Raw genomic sequence first — 15,273 nt, 5'->3', positions numbered from 1 at the left:
CCAGAACCGGAGGCCACTCGTGACCACCGTCGCACCCAAGCCGGTCGTGACCCGGCCCTGGCCGGTCCGCGAGCCGGTCAAGGGGTCGGCCATCGCGCGGCTGCTGCGCACCACGGACGCGAAGCAGATCGGGATCATGTACATGGTCACCGCGTTCGTGTTCTTCATGATCGGTGGCCTGATGGCCCTGATCATGCGCGCCGAACTCGCGCGACCGGGCCTGCAGTTCCTGTCGCCCGAGCAGTACAACCAGCTCTTCACGATGCACGGCACGATCATGCTGCTGTTCTTCGCGACGCCGATCGTGTTCGCCTTCGCGAACTACGTGGTGCCGCTGCAGATCGGCGCGCCGGACGTGTCGTTCCCCCGCCTCAACGCGTTCGCCTACTGGCTGTACCTGTTCGGCGGCACGCTCGCCACCGCGGGCTTCATCGCCCCGGGCGGCGCGGCCGACTTCGGCTGGACCGCGTACACGCCGCTGAGCACCGCCGACCACGCCCCGGGTGTGGGCGCCAACATGTGGGTCGTCGGCCTGGCCATCTCCGGTCTGGGCACGATCCTCGGCGCGGTCAACCTGATCACCACGATCCTGACCCTGCGCGCGCCCGGCATGACCATGTTCCGGATGCCGATCTTCACCTGGAACATGCTGGTCACCAGCCTGCTGGCGATCCTGGTCTTCCCGCTGCTGGCCGCCGCGCTGTTCGCGCTCGCTGCGGACCGCCTGATGGGCGCCCACGTGTACGACCCGGCGACCGGCGGGCCGATGCTGTGGCAGCACCTGTTCTGGTTCTTCGGTCACCCCGAGGTGTACATCATCGCGCTGCCGTTCTTCGGCATCATCAGCGAGATCATCCCGGTGTTCTCCCGGAAGCCGATCTTCGGCTACAAGGGCCTGGTGGCTGCCACCATCGCCATCGCCGCCCTGTCGATGAGCGTCTGGGCGCACCACATGTTCGCCACCGGCCAGGTGCTGCTGCCGTTCTTCAGCTTCCTGAGCTACCTGATCGCCGTGCCCACCGGTATGAAGTTCTTCAACTGGATCGGCACCATGTGGCGGGGCCAGATCACCTTCGAGACGCCGATGCTGTTCTCGATCGGCTTCCTGGTGACCTTCCTCTTCGGTGGTCTCACCGGTGTGCTGCTGGCCAGCCCGCCGCTCGACTTCCACCTGCACGACTCGTACTTCGTGGTGGCGCACTTCCACTACGTGCTCTTCGGCACGATCGTGTTCGCCGTGTTCGCCGGCATCTACTTCTGGTTCCCGAAGATGTTCGGCCGGATGCTCGACGAGCGGCTCGGCAAGATCCACTTCTGGCTGACCATGATCGGCTTCCACACCACGTTCCTGGTGCAGCACTGGCTGGGCAACGAGGGCATGCCGCGCCGGTACGCCGACTACCAGGCCGCCGACGGCTTCACCACGCTGAACACGATCTCCACGATCGGCGCGTTCATCACCGGTATCTCGACGCTGCCGTTCATCTGGAACTGCTGGAAGTCGTACAAGACCGGCCCGGTCGTCGAGGTCGACGACCCGTGGGGCCACGGCAACTCGCTCGAGTGGGCCACCAGCTCCCCGCCCCCGCTGCGCAACTTCGACCGCATGCCGCGCATCCGCTCCGAGCGGCCGGCGTTCGACGCGAAGTTCCCCGAGCTGGCCGCCGGGCAGAGCCTGGCCGGTCCGCCCGAGGGTGGTGCCAAGCCGCTGACCAGCGAGGTCAACGGTGGCGCCAGCTACCAGGAGGACACCGCAGGCAACCTCGACCAGCGCTGACGCACTAGTCCAAGGCCGGGCGCCGCACTCCCTGACGGGGGCGCGGCGCCCGCCCTTTTCCCCTGCCCGCCCTGTCCCGCCTGTCCTGTCCCCTCCTCGCCCGACTATCCCGATCCGCCCGTTTCCGTCGATCATGAAGTTGACGGCAGTTCGTGTCCGTTTTGTCGCCGCCAAGCTCATGATCGACGGGGTGAGGGCGGGGGCTCGGCACCAGTTCGGGGAAGTGGTGGTGTCCGGGGCACCTGGACCCAGCCACTTCCCCGTTCTGGCTTCGCTCTGCCTTGGGCGCTCCGGTGATCAAGGAGTTTGGGTCGTCCTGCGGTGCCTGAGGGGACGCCAACTCCTTGGTCAACTTGCGGGGTGGTGAGGTTCGGGGCCGGGGACATCGCGCGGGCACCAGTTCGGGGGAGTGGGGGTGTCCGGGGTGCGTGGACCTAGCCACTTCCCCGTTCTGGCTTCGCTCTGCCTTGGGCGCTCCGGTGATCAAGGAGTTTGGGTCGTCCTGCGGTGCCTGAGGGGACGCCAACTCCTTGGTCAACTTCGGGGAGGGTGGGGTTCCGGCCAGGGAGCATCGCGCAGGCGCCAGTTCGGGGGAGTGGTGGTGTCCGGGTGCGTTGACCTAGCCACTTCCCCGTACTGGCCTCGCCCTCCGCCTCGCGGAGACACGAACTCCGGCCGAGGGGTCAGCGGGGGGCGAGGGCCAGGTCGGGATCCAGGGTCGGGGTGGGGGTCGGGGTGCGGCGGTGGCGCAGCTCGATCGGGAGCACCGCCAGCGCCACCAGCGCGCCGATCGCGCCGGTGACCACGAAGCCCCACACGGGCGCGGTCGCGTCGATCACCGCGCCGGCCAGCGGTGCGCCGAGCGCGATGCCCACTGTCACGGCCGAGCCGTGCAGGCCCATGGCCAGGCCCCGGACCGAGGGCGGGGCCAGCCGGCTGACCGCGTCGGAGGTGGACGCGATGGTGGGGGCGCAGAGCGCACCGGCCGGGATCAGCGCGAGGCAGAGCAGCCACCAGTGCGACCCGCCCAGCCCGACCGGGATGGTGGTGAGGCTCAGCGCGGCCATCAGTGCCAGCGGGGAGAACGAGCGGCGTACCGCGCCGTAGGCGAAGCCACCTGCCAGCGACGCGACCGCCCAGGCGGCCAGCACGGCGCCGGTCCAGCCGACCTCGCCACCGGACCGGAGCACGGCGACCACCGCGACGTCGGTGCCGCCGAGCACCAGCGTGGCGGCGAGACTGACCGCCAGTACGGCGAGCAGGCGCGGGGTGAGCCACTCGCGGCGGTGCACCGGGCGCGGCGGTCCGGCGGGCTCGTCGGCGGCCCGGATCGGAGGGTTGAGCAGCCAGAAGCAGATGCCGGAGGCGACGATCCCGGCGCCGACCGCCCAGAGGGTCAGGCGCGGCGTGACGGCGGTGGCCAGGGCCACGGCGAGCGCCGGGCCGACCATGAACGACAACTCCACCGCCATCGAGTCCAGCGCGTACGCGGGGCGGCGCTTCTCGACCGGCACGAGCGCGGCGATCGACTGGCGGACCATCGAGAAGATCGGCAGGGCGAGCAGCCCGGCGAGGAACGCGGCGGGGAGCAGCACCGGGTACGGCAGCGTGGGCGCGGCGGACCAGAACAGCGCCTCGGCGACTGTGGTGAGCACCAGCACCGGCCGCAGCCCTCGGCCGTCGATGAGCCGCCCGAGCAGCGGGGCGCCGAGTGCCGCGCCGATCGTGGACGCGGCGCCGACCAGGCCGGCGGCGCCGTAGCCGCGGCCCAGGTCGAGCACCACGTAGAAGGTGAGCGTCACCCCGGTGGCGGTCAGCGGCACACGGGCCAGCACCGACACCAGCAGCAACGATCGGAGACCGGGCAGCGCGAGCGCTTCCCGGTAAGGCTTCAGATTCACGACGGACCGTACCTCCGGCGCCATCCTGGGGCCGGGGTACGACACCCGCAACCGATTACCCGGTCAAGCGGTCCTGATCACAGGCTCGCCCACCATGGTCACCCCGGCGCCGTCGAGCGCCCGCAGCGCCACGTCGAGCGTGTCCGGCGCGACAGCGGCGGTCAGGTCGAGCAGCACCGTGGTCCGGAAGCCCTCCCGGGCGGCGTCCAGGGCGGTGGCGCGCACGCAGTGGTCGGTGGCGATGCCGACCACGTCGACCCGGTCCACGTCGTGCCGCCGCAGCCAGTCGGCCAGGCACTCGCCGTCGGGGGCGTGCCCCTCGAAACCGGAGTACGCGGCCGCGTGCTCGCCCTTGTGGAAGATCGTCTCCACCCGGTCGGTCGCCAGTTCGGGGTGGAACTCGGAACCGGAGGTGCCGACCACGCAGTGCCGGGGCCAGGAGTCGACGTAGTCCGGCGGGTCGCCGAAGTGCGCGCCCGGGTCGACGTGGTAGTCCTTCGTCGCGACCACGTGGTCCCACCGGTCCGGCTCGGCGGCGAGCAGCCGGGAGATGCCGGCGGCCACGCCGGCTCCGCCACCGACCGCGAGGGAGCCGCCCTCGCAGAAGTCGTTCTGCACGTCCACGATGATCAGGGCGTTCGCCATCTGACGGGTTCCTCCTCAGCTCGCGGGTACGACGGTCACCGGTACGGCCGGATCTCCGGCGGAGAGCTTGAGCCCCTCCCACGGGATGGAGATCAGGCACTGGCGCAGGTGGTCCCGGGACTCCTCCAGCGTGGGCAGCGTCTCCGGCTCGCCGGACACCACGTACGAGTGCTGGAGCAACCGGTCGTTGGGCTGCCGGTCCGGCACGCCCTGCGGCACGATGACCTCCTCGGTGGCGGTGCCGGTCGGCTTGTGCCGGCGGACCGCGACCTTCCGGCCGCCGATGGTGGCCTTGTGCTCGGAGCGCTTGACCACCGGCCGCCCCTCCACCTCGACCAGCTTGTAGACCAGGCCGGCGGTGGGCGCTCCGGAGCCGGTCACCACGGCGGTGCCGGCGCCGTACATGTCCACCGGTTCGGCGGCGAGCGCGGCGATGGCGTACTCGTCGAGGTCGCCGGAGACGATGATCTTCGTCTCGGTGGCACCGAGCGAGTCGAGCAGCTCGCGGGACTGCTGGGCGATCACCGCGAGGTCGCCGGAGTCGATCCGGACCGCGCGCAGCTCGGGCCCGGCCACCGCGATGGCGTTGCGGATGCCCTGGGCGATGTCGTACGTGTCGACGAGCAGCGTGGTGTCCTTGCCCAGCGTGGCGACCTGGGAGGCGAACGCGGCCCGCTCGTCGTCGTGCAGCAGCGTGAAGGCGTGCGCGGCGGTGCCCGCGGTGGGGATGCCGTAGCGCTGCCCGGCGGCCAGGTTGGAGGTGAACCGGAACCCGGCCAGGTACGCGGACCGCGCCGCGGCGACGGCGGCCTCCTCGTGCGCCCGCCGGGAGCCCATCTCGATCAGCGCCCGGCCCCGGGCCGCGGTGACCATCCGGGCCGCGGCGGCGGCGATGGCGCAGTCGTGGTTGAGCACTGACAGCACCAGCGTCTCCAGCACCACGCACTCGGCGAACGTGCCGGACACGGTGAGGATCGGAGAGCCGGGGAAGAACAGTTCGCCCTCGGCGTAGCCGTCGATGTCGCCGGTGAACCGGTAGTCGGCCAGCCACTGCGCGGCCCGGTCGTCCACCACTCCGGTACGGCGCAGGAAGTCGATCTCCGCCGGGTCGAACCGGAAGTCGCGGATCATCTCGATCAGCCGGCCGGTCCCGGCGACCACGCCGTACCGGCGCCCGGCCGGCAGCCGCCGGCTGAACACCTCGAAGACGCAGCGTCGGTCGGCCGTGCCGTCACGCAGGGCCGCGCTGACCATGGTCAGCTCGTAGTGGTCGGTCAGCAGCGCGGGACGAAGGGTGCTCACCGCCCCAGCCTAGAGTTCAGCCCGGATCCGCGCCGTCGTGCCCCGGCATGGACCGCAGTGCGGCCCGCAACTCGCCGCGCCCGGCGACGCCGAGTTTGCTGTAGACGCGCTGGAGATGGTTCTCCACCGTGCGCGTGGACAGGAACAGCCGTTCGGCGATGGCGCGGCTGGTCACGCCGTCGGCGGCGAGGCGAGCGATCTCCCATTCCCGTTCGCTGAGCGTGGGGCGCAGCAGCCGCAGCGCCGGGGTGGAGATCTCGTCGCAGCGGCGCAGCAGATCGGCCAGGCGTTCCCGGATCGGCCCGGTGGCGCCGCCCCGGACGTGTCGTGTCCGGTGCAGCGCCAGGGCGGTCGCCTCGGCCGCGTACACGGTCAGTTCCCGGTCGGCGAAGCCGTCGGCGACGGCGAGCAGCGCGTCCGGGGAGCCGTCGACTGCGGCCCGGCCGAACCGGGCGACGAGCGGCGGCAGCACGCCGTCGACCTGCTCGGAGAGTTCGGCCAGGCGCTGCGCCACTGTGCGCCGGCCACCGTCGGTGCAGGTCGGGCCGACCGGCGCGGCGGCCTGGTCCAGCCGGACCAGGTCGAGCAGGACGAGCAGCTCGTGCCCGGCCAGGCCGTCCTCGCGCAGCCGGTCGGCGAGCGCGCACAGGTGCTTGGTCGCGGCCGGCAGGTCACCCGTGGCGGCCTGGACCGCGCCCCGGGCCTGCTCCAGCCACGGGTAGAGCACGGCCATCCCGGGTGCGTGCGTCCGGTCCGCCTCGGCCATCGCCTCGGCCGCGTGCGTCGCGTCGCCGCGCAGCGCGGCGGCCTGGGCGCGCTCGGCGTGCGCGAGGCCCGCGTACACCCGGCTGGTGGCGAGCACCGCGCACGCCTCCAGGCTGGTCCGCAGCGCGTCGTCGCCGCGCCCGCGCAGCCGCGCCGCGTACGCCTGGAGGATGGCCAGGTAGCCAGTGCCGAGCCGGAAGTCGCCGGCCCCGGCCAGGTCGGCGAACTCGTCGGCGACGATCGCGTCGATGCCGGGCAGGTCGCCGGAGAGCGTCAGCCGGGTGCCCCGGGCCAGTTCCATGGCGAGCTGGAGGTAGGGCATGTCGGCCCGCCAGCACGCGGCCTCGGCCTGCACCCGGGCGATCGCGGTGGCACTGAGCTGGTATTGCCCCTGCGCGGCCTGCAGGTGGGCGAGCGTGCAGCGGGCCAGCTCCCGGGCGGCCATCGGGGCGGCGGGCCGGTCCAGCACCTCCTGGGCCAGCCGGACCGCCACGTCGACGTCGAGCCGGTGCAGCCGCATGATGGCCTCGAAGGCGCGTACGCGGGCCCGGTCGGCGGGGTCGCTCAGCTCCTCGCCGCGCGCGGCGATCTCCTCCACGGTGGACTCGCGGTTGAGTCCCCAGTAGCTGACCATGCCCCGGACGGTCAGCCACCGGCTGCGCCGCCGTTCGTCGTGGATCTCACCGGCGACCTGGTCGAGCACGCCGAGCGCCTCGTCCGGCCGGTCGCCGAACATCAGGATGGTGGCGAGCAGTTCGGCCGCGTCCGTGCCGCCGCCGGCCTCCAGCGCGGCCCGGGCCAGCCGGGTGGCCAGCGGCACGTCGTACCGGCCGAACGCCTGCACCGCCGCTTCGAGCAGCAGTGCCACGTCCTGCGCCGTACCCGAGTCGAGTCGCCACACCGCGACGCGCAGCAGGTCCTCCCGGCGGCGCTTGCCGACCTGTTCCAGTAGTCCGGCGAGGGTGGCCTGGAGCCGGCGGGTGCGGCTGACCGGGCAGTGGCGGCGCATCACCTCGCCGTAGAGCGGGTGCGCCAGGCGGACGTTGAGCCGCCGGTCGTCGTGGACCAGCGCGATGAGCCCGCGTTCCTCGGCCGTCTCCACGTCCGCCGGGTCGGCCGCGCGTTCCAGCAGTTGCAGGCCCAGCGGCTCGCCGAAGGCGACCAGTTCGACGACCGCCCGGACGCCGGGGGTGAGCTGGCCGATCCGGGTGTCGATCAGTTCGGTGAGGCTGGGTGCCAGCTCCAGCCGCCCGGTCCAGGTCCAGATGCCGTACCTGCGGTTCAGCTCGTCGTCGGCGGCCAGCACCAGCTCCCGCAGCAGCAGCGGGTTGCCCGCGGAGAGCTGGAACAGCCGGTCCGAGGAGCCGGCGTCGACGGGACCGCCCAGGATGGCGGCGAGCAGCCCGGTGGTCTCGCTGCGGCACAGCGGGGCCAGCTCGACCAGGTCGGCCAGGTCGTCGGTCCAGAGTGCGCGGATCGGCAGCGGGACCTGCTCGCCGTTGCGCAGCGTCCCGATGACGTACGCGTTCTCCGAGCGGGCGACCAGGTGCACGAGCGCCGCCGAGGGCGGGTCGAGCAGATGCGCGTCGTCGATGGCGAGCACGATGGGCCGCCCGGCGGCCTGTTCCTGGAGCACGTCCACGGCCCAGCGCAGTATCCCGGCGGGGGACAGGCCCTGCGGCTGCGAGGCGGGCAGCACCTGGACCAGCCCGCCGAACGGCAACGCGGCTGTGGTGGCGCTGGCCGCGATGGACCAGATCGCGTACCGCTCGGGGGAGAGCGCGGCCACCCCCTCGCGCAGCAGCCGGCTCTTGCCGACCCCGGCGTCGCCGCTGAAGAGCAACCCGCGCCCCTCCGGGCCACCGACCGCCGACAACAGACGGTTGAGTTCATCAGTACGGCCGACGAACTCCCACCTACTCATCGATGCAGCATATCGACCGTGTTCCGTCCGCGTACGCACCGTCACGCAGTGAAGTTGAGTAATCTGTTCATTACCCGTGAGTACCGGATGTGTTGGTTGTCGGATGGCCGACACCCCTACTCTTCCGGCAGTCCCTGCAACCAGGGAGAATCCGCGACCGGTACCCCGGTCGCCCGACCGGGAGGCCCGCCTGATGACGCCAGGTCCGCTCCCTTCGGTCGACGTGCCCGACCCAGGCCGGCAGGCCGAGCCACCCGGATCCGCCCCGCTGCCGACCCGGCTCGGGGTGACCGTGCCCGGGCCGGACGAGCCGATGGCGGTGGTCGTCGCCGGTCCGGCCGGCGCGAACCGGCGTGAGCTGATCGCCGGCCTGCTCGGGGTCGAGGCCGCGACGCTCGCCGTGCCGCCGGGAAGCAACCTGCTGGTCCAGCACGCCGCCACCGCGACCCGCGCCGCGTACGTCCCGGGCTACCGCCAGCCGCACGCCTACGGTGCCGACCCGCTCGCCGCCGGTCCGGCGCTGGCCCGGCCGCCGCGCCGGGTCGAACTGAGCCTGCCCGATCCGCTGCTGCGGCACTTCGCGGTGCTCGACACGCCTGATACCGGCACGCTCGGCGTCGCAGGCGGCCGGGTGCTGCGCGACGCCGTCGGCCGGGCCGGCGCGCTGCTCTTCGTGATCTCCGCCGACCAGGCGTTCAGCGCGGCCGAGCTGCACCTGCTCGCCGAGGTGGCGCGTGCCCGGGTCGAGGTGTTCTTCGCCGTCACGCCCGGCGTGACCGGCCCGGCCGCGCCGGCCGACGGCGCGCGGGCCCAGGACCGGGCGGCACCCGGCCGGACCGGGCCCACCCGGCGGCTCGACCCGGTGTCGGTCTCGATCGAGGCGCACCGCGCGGCGCTGCTGGCCGCGGTGCCGGCGCTCACCCCGGCCCGGTGGTTCCCGGCCCGCCGCGCCGAGCTGCCGCAGCTGCGCCGGGCGCTGGTCGGCTGGGCGGCCGACGAGGTGCTGCGTCGCGGCAGCGCCCGCCCGCCGGTGCCGGCCGGCGCGCACGGCCGGGTGCCGGTGCTCGCCGGTGTCGAGCCGGGTGAGCTGGCCGACCGGATCGACCGCCAGGCCCGCGCCTGCGCCCGCCGGATCCGCCAGCACCTCGCCCTGGAACTGGCCAACATCCACCTGCGGGTGGTGCAGGAGATCGTCTTCGGGGTCGGCTGCGCCGGCCTGCCGCAGATGCTCGACCGCGAGCTGGAGGCGCTGTCGCTGCTCGCCACCACCCAGTGCGACGAGGCGGTGCGGGGCCTGGTCGACGAGGCCGCCGCCCGGGTCTTCGGCGCGCCGCTGGCCGAGGGCGTACGCCGGCGGATCATCCACGCGGTGCGCTGGGGCCTGGCCGACCACCCGGACGCCCCCGAGCTGGACCGGGTGCTCCTGGTGACCAGCACGGCCGGGGTCGCCGGGCTGACCGGCGCCGGTGCCCTGGACGCGCTGGCCGGGCTGCCCGGCGCGCAGCGCGACGAGGTGCTCCCGCCGGTCGGCGTCGCCCTCAACGGCGGCTGCTGGCAGCACTGGCGGGCACCCGGCAACAACGACCCGAACGCCGCTCGCTCCTGGGCCCAGCGCGCGTTGCGCGAGGTCGAACTCGAACTGTCCCGCGAGGTGTCCCGCCGCTTCGAGGTGATCCGTCTCTCGCTGGGCGCGGTGCTCGCCGATGCGGTCGACCACGGCATCCTGCTTGCCTGACCACGGCGCCGGCACACGGCGACCCGGGCTCGCGTACGCGGCCCGGGCGGGTGACGACGACCCGCGCGCGGTTCCGGTTCATCGGTTCCCCGGATCCGGTGGCACGATGGGGGGCATGGCGGCTCCACAGGTTGCGCCGGTCGAGACGCCGGACACCGAAGAGGTGCCGGTCTCCGACCGGCCATGGGTGACCATCGTCTGGGACGATCCGGTCAACCTGATGACGTATGTGACCTGGGTGTTCCAGAAGCTCTTCGGGTACAGCCGGGAGAAGGCGGAGCGGCTCATGCTGGACGTGCACCACAAGGGCAAGGCAGTGGTCTCCAGCGGCGCCCGGGAACGGATGGAGCACGACGCGGCGCAACTGCACGCGTACGGGCTCTGGGCGACGGTGGACCGCTCATGAGCATGTTCCGCCGCCGGGGCGACCACTACGTGGCCACGTTCGCGGTCGACGAGGTCCGGGTGCTGCGCAAGGTCGCCAACGAGGTGGTCGGTCTGCTGACCGACGGCTTCGACCACGGCGACCCGGTGGTCGGGCGGCTGTTCCCCGACGTCTACCCGGACGACGACGCCGGCACCGCCGAGTTCCGCCGCTACACCGAGGGCGACCTGAAGACCGGCAAGATCGACCAGGCGGGCGCGGTCCTCGCCGCGCTGCCCGACGGGGACGCCGGCGGCGAGGTGCGGCTGGACGCGGAGGCGGCCGAGGCGTGGCTGCGGGCGCTGAACGACGCCCGGCTGGCGATGGGCGTACGCCTGGAGATCAAGGACGGCACCGACCTGGGCGAGGAGCTCGACGACGCGGTGGCCGCGGACCCGGGTTCGTCCCGGGTGTTCCAACTGTCGGTCTACGCCTATCTCGGATATCTCCAGGAATCCCTGCTCAACGCGCTCATCGACTGAGTGGTGACGGTTGCCACCTCGCCGCCCGGGAGGGCCAGGCGCTAGGCTTGGCGGCGTGCTGAGCATCGACCGGTCGATCATCGACGCGATCGTCGCCCACGCGCGCCGGGACCACCCGGACGAGGCGTGCGGCGTGGTCGCCGGTCCCGTCGGCAGCGACACCCCGACCCGGCACATCCCGATGGACAACGCCGCCCGCTCCATGACGTTCTACGAGTTCGACTCGATGGAGCAGTTGCGGGTGTGGCGCGAGATGGACGACCGCGACGAGGAACCGGTCGTCATCTACCACTCGCACACCGCGACGGAGGCCTACCCGTCGCGTACGGACGTCTCCTTCGCCGGCGAGCCGGGCGCGCACTACCTGCTCGTCTCGACCCGCGAGCCCGACACCGAGGAGATCCGCTCCTTCCGGATCGTCGACGGCGTGGTCACCGAGGAACCGGTGGAGATCGTGGATGCCGCCGTGGACCCGAACGCCGTCCAGTCCTACATGTTCGGGCAGAGCCCGGCGACGGTCGACTACGAGTGTTCCGACCGCTGACCTTCAGCGCCGGCACCTTCCTTTCCCGTCACCTGGCACGATCCCGAACGAGGAGCACGAGACACCATGGCCATCGAGGTTCGCATCCCCACCATCCTGCGCAGCTACACCGGCGGCGCGAAGGTCGTCGAGGGCAGCGGCGACACGCTCGCCGACCTGATCGCCGACCTGGACTCCCGGCACGGCGGCCTGAAGGCCCGCCTGGTCACCGACGCGGGCGCGCTGCACCGGTTCGTCAACGTCTACGTCAACGACGAGGACGTCCGCTTCCTGGGCGCGCTCGACGCCAAGCTCAACGACGGCGACAGCGTGACCGTCCTGCCGGCCGTCGCCGGTGGCGCGTTCGGCTTCGCGGCCGCCGCGGCGATCGCCTCGCACGCGGTCTCCACGCGCGCCGCCCGCTGAGGGGGCCCGCGATGGCGCGGTACGACAGCCTGCTCGACGCCTGCGGCGGCACACCGCTGGTCGGGTTGCCCCGGCTCTCGCCGACGGTGCCCGAGGGCGCGCCGCCGGTGCGGCTCTGGGCCAAGCTGGAGGACCGGAACCCGACCGGCAGCATCAAGGACCGCGCGGCCCTGTTCATGGTCCGCGCGGCCGAGGAGTCCGGCCGGCTGCGTCCGGGTGACACGATCCTGGAGCCGACCAGCGGCAACACCGGCATCTCGCTGGCCATGGTGGCGAAGCTGCGCGGCTACCGGCTGGTCTGCGTGATGCCGGAGAACGTCTCCACCGAGCGGGTGCAGCTGCTCCGCATGTACGGCGCGGAGATCATCTTCTCGCCGGCCGCGGGCGGCTCGAACCAGGCGGTCGCGACCGCGAAGCAGATCTCCGCCGAGCACCCGGACTGGGTGATGCTCTACCAGTACGGCAACGAGGCGAACGCCCGGGCGCACTACGAGACGACCGGGCCGGAGCTGCTCCAGGACCTGCCGGGCATCACCCACTTCGTGGCCGGGCTGGGCACCACCGGCACGCTCATGGGCACCGGGCGCTACCTGCGGGAGAAGGTCGAAGGTATCCAGATCGTGGCGGCCGAGCCGCGCTACGGCGAGCTGGTCTACGGCCTGCGCAACATCGACGAGGGTTACGTGCCCGAGCTGTACGACGCCGGGGTGCTGTCCCGCCGCTTCTCCGTGGGCACCCGGGACGCGGTGCTGCGTACCCGGCAGCTCGTCGAGGTGGAGGGCATCTTCGCCGGGTTCTCCACCGGCGCCATCCTGCACGCCGCGCTCGCGGTGGCGCACGAGGCGGTCCGCGACGGCCGCCGCGCGGACGTGGCGTTCGTGGTCTGCGACGGCGGCTGGAAGTACCTGTCGACCGGCGCGTACGGCGGCACCCTCGCCGACGCGGAGGAGGCCCTGGACGGTCAGCTCTGGGCCTGACGGACCGATGGCCGGTCCGGTCGGTGGCGTGCCCGCCGGCCGGACCGCCGGTCTCGTCCGGAGCGGACGTGTATGGGTGTCACGTTGATGACAACTTCCGGCAGATGATTCTTGCTCGACCGGGGCGACGCGTAGGCTGCGCAGCGTGGCGAGCGCGTCGGTAGAGATCATCGGCGGGGCCGCCGCCGGCGCATCGACTACTCATCGTGAGATCGAGGCCACCGGATGAGACTGACCGTCCTCGGCTGCGCGGGCAGCTTCCCGGGGCCCGAATCCCCCTGTTCGGCCTATCTCATGGAAGCCGACGGCTTCCGGCTTCTGATCGACTTCGGGGCGGGGTCGCTCTCCACGCTCCAGCGTTACGTCGGGCTGCACGCCCCCGACGCCATCCTCCTCACCCATCTGCACTGCGACCACATGTTCGACGCCGTGTCCTACGTGGTGGTACGCCGGTACGCGCCGGACGGCCCGTACCCGCCCCTGCCGATGTACGCCCCCTCCGGCGCGCCCGACCGGCTTGCTGCCGCGTACGGGCAGGAGGAGGGCTCGGTGGAGGACGTCTACCAGTTCTACGGCCTCCAGCCGGGCACGTTCCCGATCGGCCCGTTCTCCGTCACCGTCGACCGGATGAACCACCCGGTCGAGACGTACGGGGTGCGGCTGGAGCACGGCGGCCGGGTGTTCTGCTACTCGGCGGACACCGCGCCCTGCGAGGCGCTGCTGCGCCTGGCCCAGGACGCCGACGTGTTCCTCTGCGAGGCCAGCTACATGGACGGCGTGGAGAACCCGCCGGACCTGCACCTGACCGGCCGGGAGGCCGGCGAGGCGGCCACCAAGGCGGGCGTGGGACGGCTCCTGCTCACCCACCTCGTACCGGCCTGGGGCAGCGAGTCGCAGACCGTGGAGGCGGCGGCCGGGGCGTACGCCGGGCCGCTGGACGTGGTCCGGCCCGGCGCCTGCTACGACGTCTGAGCCCGGCGGCGGCCGGGTCGTGTCGGCGGGCACCGGCGGGCGGTGCGTTCACCGCACCGCATAGGGTGCAGGCATGGCGCGACCTGACGGGCGGCGGCCCGACCAACTCCGACCGGTGACCCTGACCCGGAGCTGGAGCACCCACCCGGAGGGCTCGGTGCTCGTCGAGTTCGGTGCGACCCGGGTCCTCTGCACGGCGAGCGTCACCGAGGGCGTGCCCCGCTGGCGCAAGGGCTCCGGGCTGGGCTGGGTGACCGCGGAGTACGCGATGCTGCCCCGGGCCACGAACACCCGCTCGGACCGGGAGAGCGTCCGCGGCAAGGTCGGCGGGCGCACGCACGAGATCTCCCGGCTGATCGGCCGCAGCCTGCGCGCCTGCGTCGACCTGAAGGCGCTGGGCGAGAACTCGATCGTGCTGGACTGCGACGTGCTCCAGGCCGACGGCGGCACCCGTACCGCCGCGATCACCGGCGCGTACGTCGCACTGCACGACGCGGTGACCTGGCTGGCCGAGCGCAAGGCGCTGGCCGGCAAGGTGGAGAAGGTGATGCACCGCTCGGTGGCCGCGGTGAGCGTCGGCGTGATCGGCGGCGAGCCGATGCTCGACCTCTGCTACGCCGAGGACGTCACCGCCGAGGTCGACATGAACGTGGTCTGCACCGGCACCGGCGACTTCGTCGAGGTGCAGGGTACGGGCGAGGCGGGCGTCTTCGCCCGCGACCAGCTCGACGCGCTGCTCGACCTGGGCGTGGCGGGCTGTCTGGAACTGGCCGACGCGCAGCGGAAGGCGCTCTCGTGAACAAGGTCCTGCTCGCCACCCGGAACCGGAAGAAGCTGGTCGAACTCCAGCGGATCCTGGACGGCGCGCTCGGCGCGCACCGGATCGCCCTGCTCGGCCTAGACGACGTCGAGGAGTACCCGGAGCTGCCGGAGACCGGCCTCACGTTCGGCGAGAACGCGCTGATCAAGGCGCGGGAGGGCTGCCGGCGTACCGGCATGCCGACCATCGCGGACGACTCCGGGCTGGCGGTGGATGCGCTCAACGGCATGCCGGGTGTGTTCAGCGCCCGCTGGTCCGGCCGGCACGGCGACGACCACGCCAACCTCCAGCTCGTGCTGGACCAGGTCGCCGACGTGCCGGACGAGCACCGGGGCGCGGCGTTCGTCTGCACCGTCGCGCTGGTGCTGCCCGGCGGCAAGGAGCACCTGGTCGACGGCCGCCAGTCCGGCCGGCTGTTGCGCGCGCCGCGCGGCGACGGCGGCTTCGGCTACGACCCGATCTTCCTGGGCGACGGCCAGGAGCGCACGAACGCGGAGTTGACGCCGGAGGAGAAGGACGCGGTCAGCCACCGCGGCAAGGCGCTGCGGGAGCTGGCCAAGCTGGTCGCGAAGGTGCTCCCGCCCGCCGCCTGACCCGCTC

General features: G+C 72.6%; 14 protein-coding genes. 10 read left to right on the top strand and 4 right to left on the bottom strand.

Annotated features, from left to right (window positions below; genetic code table 11):
• Positions 1-19 precede the first annotated feature (19 nt).
• Positions 20-1,777: a cytochrome c oxidase subunit I gene (gene ctaD, locus ACN27C_RS01770; protein WP_013284349.1), complete on the top strand. Its 1,758-nt coding sequence runs from the start codon at positions 20-22 to the stop codon at positions 1,775-1,777.
• Between the two features lie 683 nt (positions 1,778-2,460).
• Here ctaD and ACN27C_RS01765 read toward each other — a convergent pair.
• Genes ACN27C_RS01765 through ACN27C_RS01750 form a run of 4 tightly spaced genes read right to left on the bottom strand, consistent with a single transcriptional unit; the run spans position 2,461 to position 8,314 of the window.
• The gene (locus ACN27C_RS01765) at positions 2,461-3,702 is read right to left on the bottom strand and encodes an MFS transporter (RefSeq protein WP_422750274.1); all 1,242 of its coding nucleotides are present in this window, start codon (positions 3,700-3,702) and stop codon (positions 2,461-2,463) included.
• A 39-nt stretch (positions 3,703-3,741) separates the two neighbouring features.
• Positions 3,742-4,323 carry an isochorismatase family protein gene (locus tag ACN27C_RS01760; RefSeq protein WP_121683031.1) on the bottom strand — a complete coding sequence of 194 codons (582 nt, stop codon included), beginning with the start codon at positions 4,321-4,323 and terminating at the stop codon, positions 3,742-3,744.
• Between the two features lie 15 nt (positions 4,324-4,338).
• Positions 4,339-5,625 carry a nicotinate phosphoribosyltransferase gene (locus tag ACN27C_RS01755; RefSeq protein WP_422750273.1) on the bottom strand — a complete coding sequence of 429 codons (1,287 nt, stop codon included), beginning with the start codon at positions 5,623-5,625 and terminating at the stop codon, positions 4,339-4,341.
• Positions 5,626-5,641: 16 nt separating this feature from the next.
• Positions 5,642-8,314: a LuxR C-terminal-related transcriptional regulator gene (locus tag ACN27C_RS01750; RefSeq protein WP_422750272.1), complete on the bottom strand. Its 2,673-nt coding sequence runs from the start codon at positions 8,312-8,314 to the stop codon at positions 5,642-5,644.
• A 193-nt stretch (positions 8,315-8,507) separates the two neighbouring features.
• Here ACN27C_RS01750 and ACN27C_RS01745 point away from each other — a divergent pair, with 193 nt between their 5' ends.
• The 9 genes from ACN27C_RS01745 to rdgB all read left to right on the top strand — a co-directional run bounded on the left by ACN27C_RS01745 (position 8,508) and on the right by rdgB (position 15,266).
• Entirely contained in the window at positions 8,508-10,049 is a 1,542-nt protein-coding gene (locus ACN27C_RS01745) for a hypothetical protein (protein ID WP_422750271.1), read from the top strand.
• A gap of 115 nt (positions 10,050-10,164) precedes the next feature.
• Positions 10,165-10,455, top strand: coding sequence for an ATP-dependent Clp protease adapter ClpS (gene clpS / locus ACN27C_RS01740; protein WP_018786685.1), 291 nt, complete (start codon positions 10,165-10,167; stop codon positions 10,453-10,455).
• Positions 10,452-10,955, top strand: a complete 504-nt coding sequence (locus tag ACN27C_RS01735) for a DUF2017 domain-containing protein (RefSeq protein WP_013284356.1) — start codon at positions 10,452-10,454, stop codon at positions 10,953-10,955. The genes clpS and ACN27C_RS01735 overlap by 4 nt, the downstream gene beginning before the upstream one ends.
• Positions 10,956-11,010: 55 nt before the next feature.
• Positions 11,011-11,499: a Mov34/MPN/PAD-1 family protein gene (locus ACN27C_RS01730; RefSeq protein WP_013284357.1), complete on the top strand. Its 489-nt coding sequence runs from the start codon at positions 11,011-11,013 to the stop codon at positions 11,497-11,499.
• A gap of 66 nt (positions 11,500-11,565) precedes the next feature.
• Positions 11,566-11,904: a MoaD family protein gene (locus ACN27C_RS01725; RefSeq protein ID WP_091329859.1), complete on the top strand. Its 339-nt coding sequence runs from the start codon at positions 11,566-11,568 to the stop codon at positions 11,902-11,904.
• Positions 11,905-11,915: 11 nt separating this feature from the next.
• Positions 11,916-12,881 (top strand): PLP-dependent cysteine synthase family protein, encoded by a 966-nt coding sequence (locus tag ACN27C_RS01720; RefSeq protein WP_091329858.1) that lies wholly within the window; start codon positions 11,916-11,918, stop codon positions 12,879-12,881.
• A 225-nt stretch (positions 12,882-13,106) separates the two neighbouring features.
• Positions 13,107-13,853, top strand: a complete 747-nt coding sequence (locus ACN27C_RS01715) for an MBL fold metallo-hydrolase (protein ID WP_350814085.1) — start codon at positions 13,107-13,109, stop codon at positions 13,851-13,853.
• Between the two features lie 73 nt (positions 13,854-13,926).
• Entirely contained in the window at positions 13,927-14,652 is a 726-nt protein-coding gene (gene rph / locus ACN27C_RS01710; protein ID WP_252454143.1) for a ribonuclease PH, read from the top strand.
• Complete coding sequence (gene rdgB / locus ACN27C_RS01705) at positions 14,649-15,266, top strand: RdgB/HAM1 family non-canonical purine NTP pyrophosphatase (RefSeq protein ID WP_047892377.1); 618 nt, start codon at positions 14,649-14,651, stop codon at positions 15,264-15,266. The genes rph and rdgB overlap by 4 nt, the downstream gene beginning before the upstream one ends.
• The last annotated feature ends 7 nt before the right edge of the window (positions 15,267-15,273 follow it).

It is taken from the genome of Micromonospora sp. WMMD1219 (assembly GCF_049315215.1).
Lineage (GTDB): Bacteria > Actinomycetota > Actinomycetes > Mycobacteriales > Micromonosporaceae > Micromonospora > Micromonospora tulbaghiae.
This window is presented reverse-complemented; position numbering and strand designations above follow the sequence as displayed.

Excerpts from the sequence above, each read along its gene's own strand:
- ACN27C_RS01765 (WP_422750274.1), bottom strand. The coding sequence starts at position 3,702 with ATGGCGCCGGAGGTACGGTCCGTCGTGAATCTGAAGCCTTACCGGGAA.
- ACN27C_RS01760 (WP_121683031.1), bottom strand. The coding sequence starts at position 4,323 with ATGGCGAACGCCCTGATCATCGTGGACGTGCAGAACGACTTCTGCGAG.
- ACN27C_RS01750 (WP_422750272.1), bottom strand. The coding sequence starts at position 8,314 with ATGAGTAGGTGGGAGTTCGTCGGCCGTACTGATGAACTCAACCGTCTG.
- ACN27C_RS01745 (WP_422750271.1), top strand. The coding sequence starts at position 8,508 with ATGACGCCAGGTCCGCTCCCTTCGGTCGACGTGCCCGACCCAGGCCGG.
- clpS (WP_018786685.1), top strand. The coding sequence starts at position 10,165 with ATGGCGGCTCCACAGGTTGCGCCGGTCGAGACGCCGGACACCGAAGAG.
- ACN27C_RS01735 (WP_013284356.1), top strand. The coding sequence starts at position 10,452 with ATGAGCATGTTCCGCCGCCGGGGCGACCACTACGTGGCCACGTTCGCG.
- ACN27C_RS01725 (WP_091329859.1), top strand. The coding sequence starts at position 11,566 with ATGGCCATCGAGGTTCGCATCCCCACCATCCTGCGCAGCTACACCGGC.
- ACN27C_RS01720 (WP_091329858.1), top strand. The coding sequence starts at position 11,916 with ATGGCGCGGTACGACAGCCTGCTCGACGCCTGCGGCGGCACACCGCTG.
- ACN27C_RS01715 (WP_350814085.1), top strand. The coding sequence starts at position 13,107 with ATGAGACTGACCGTCCTCGGCTGCGCGGGCAGCTTCCCGGGGCCCGAA.
- rph (WP_252454143.1), top strand. The coding sequence starts at position 13,927 with ATGGCGCGACCTGACGGGCGGCGGCCCGACCAACTCCGACCGGTGACC.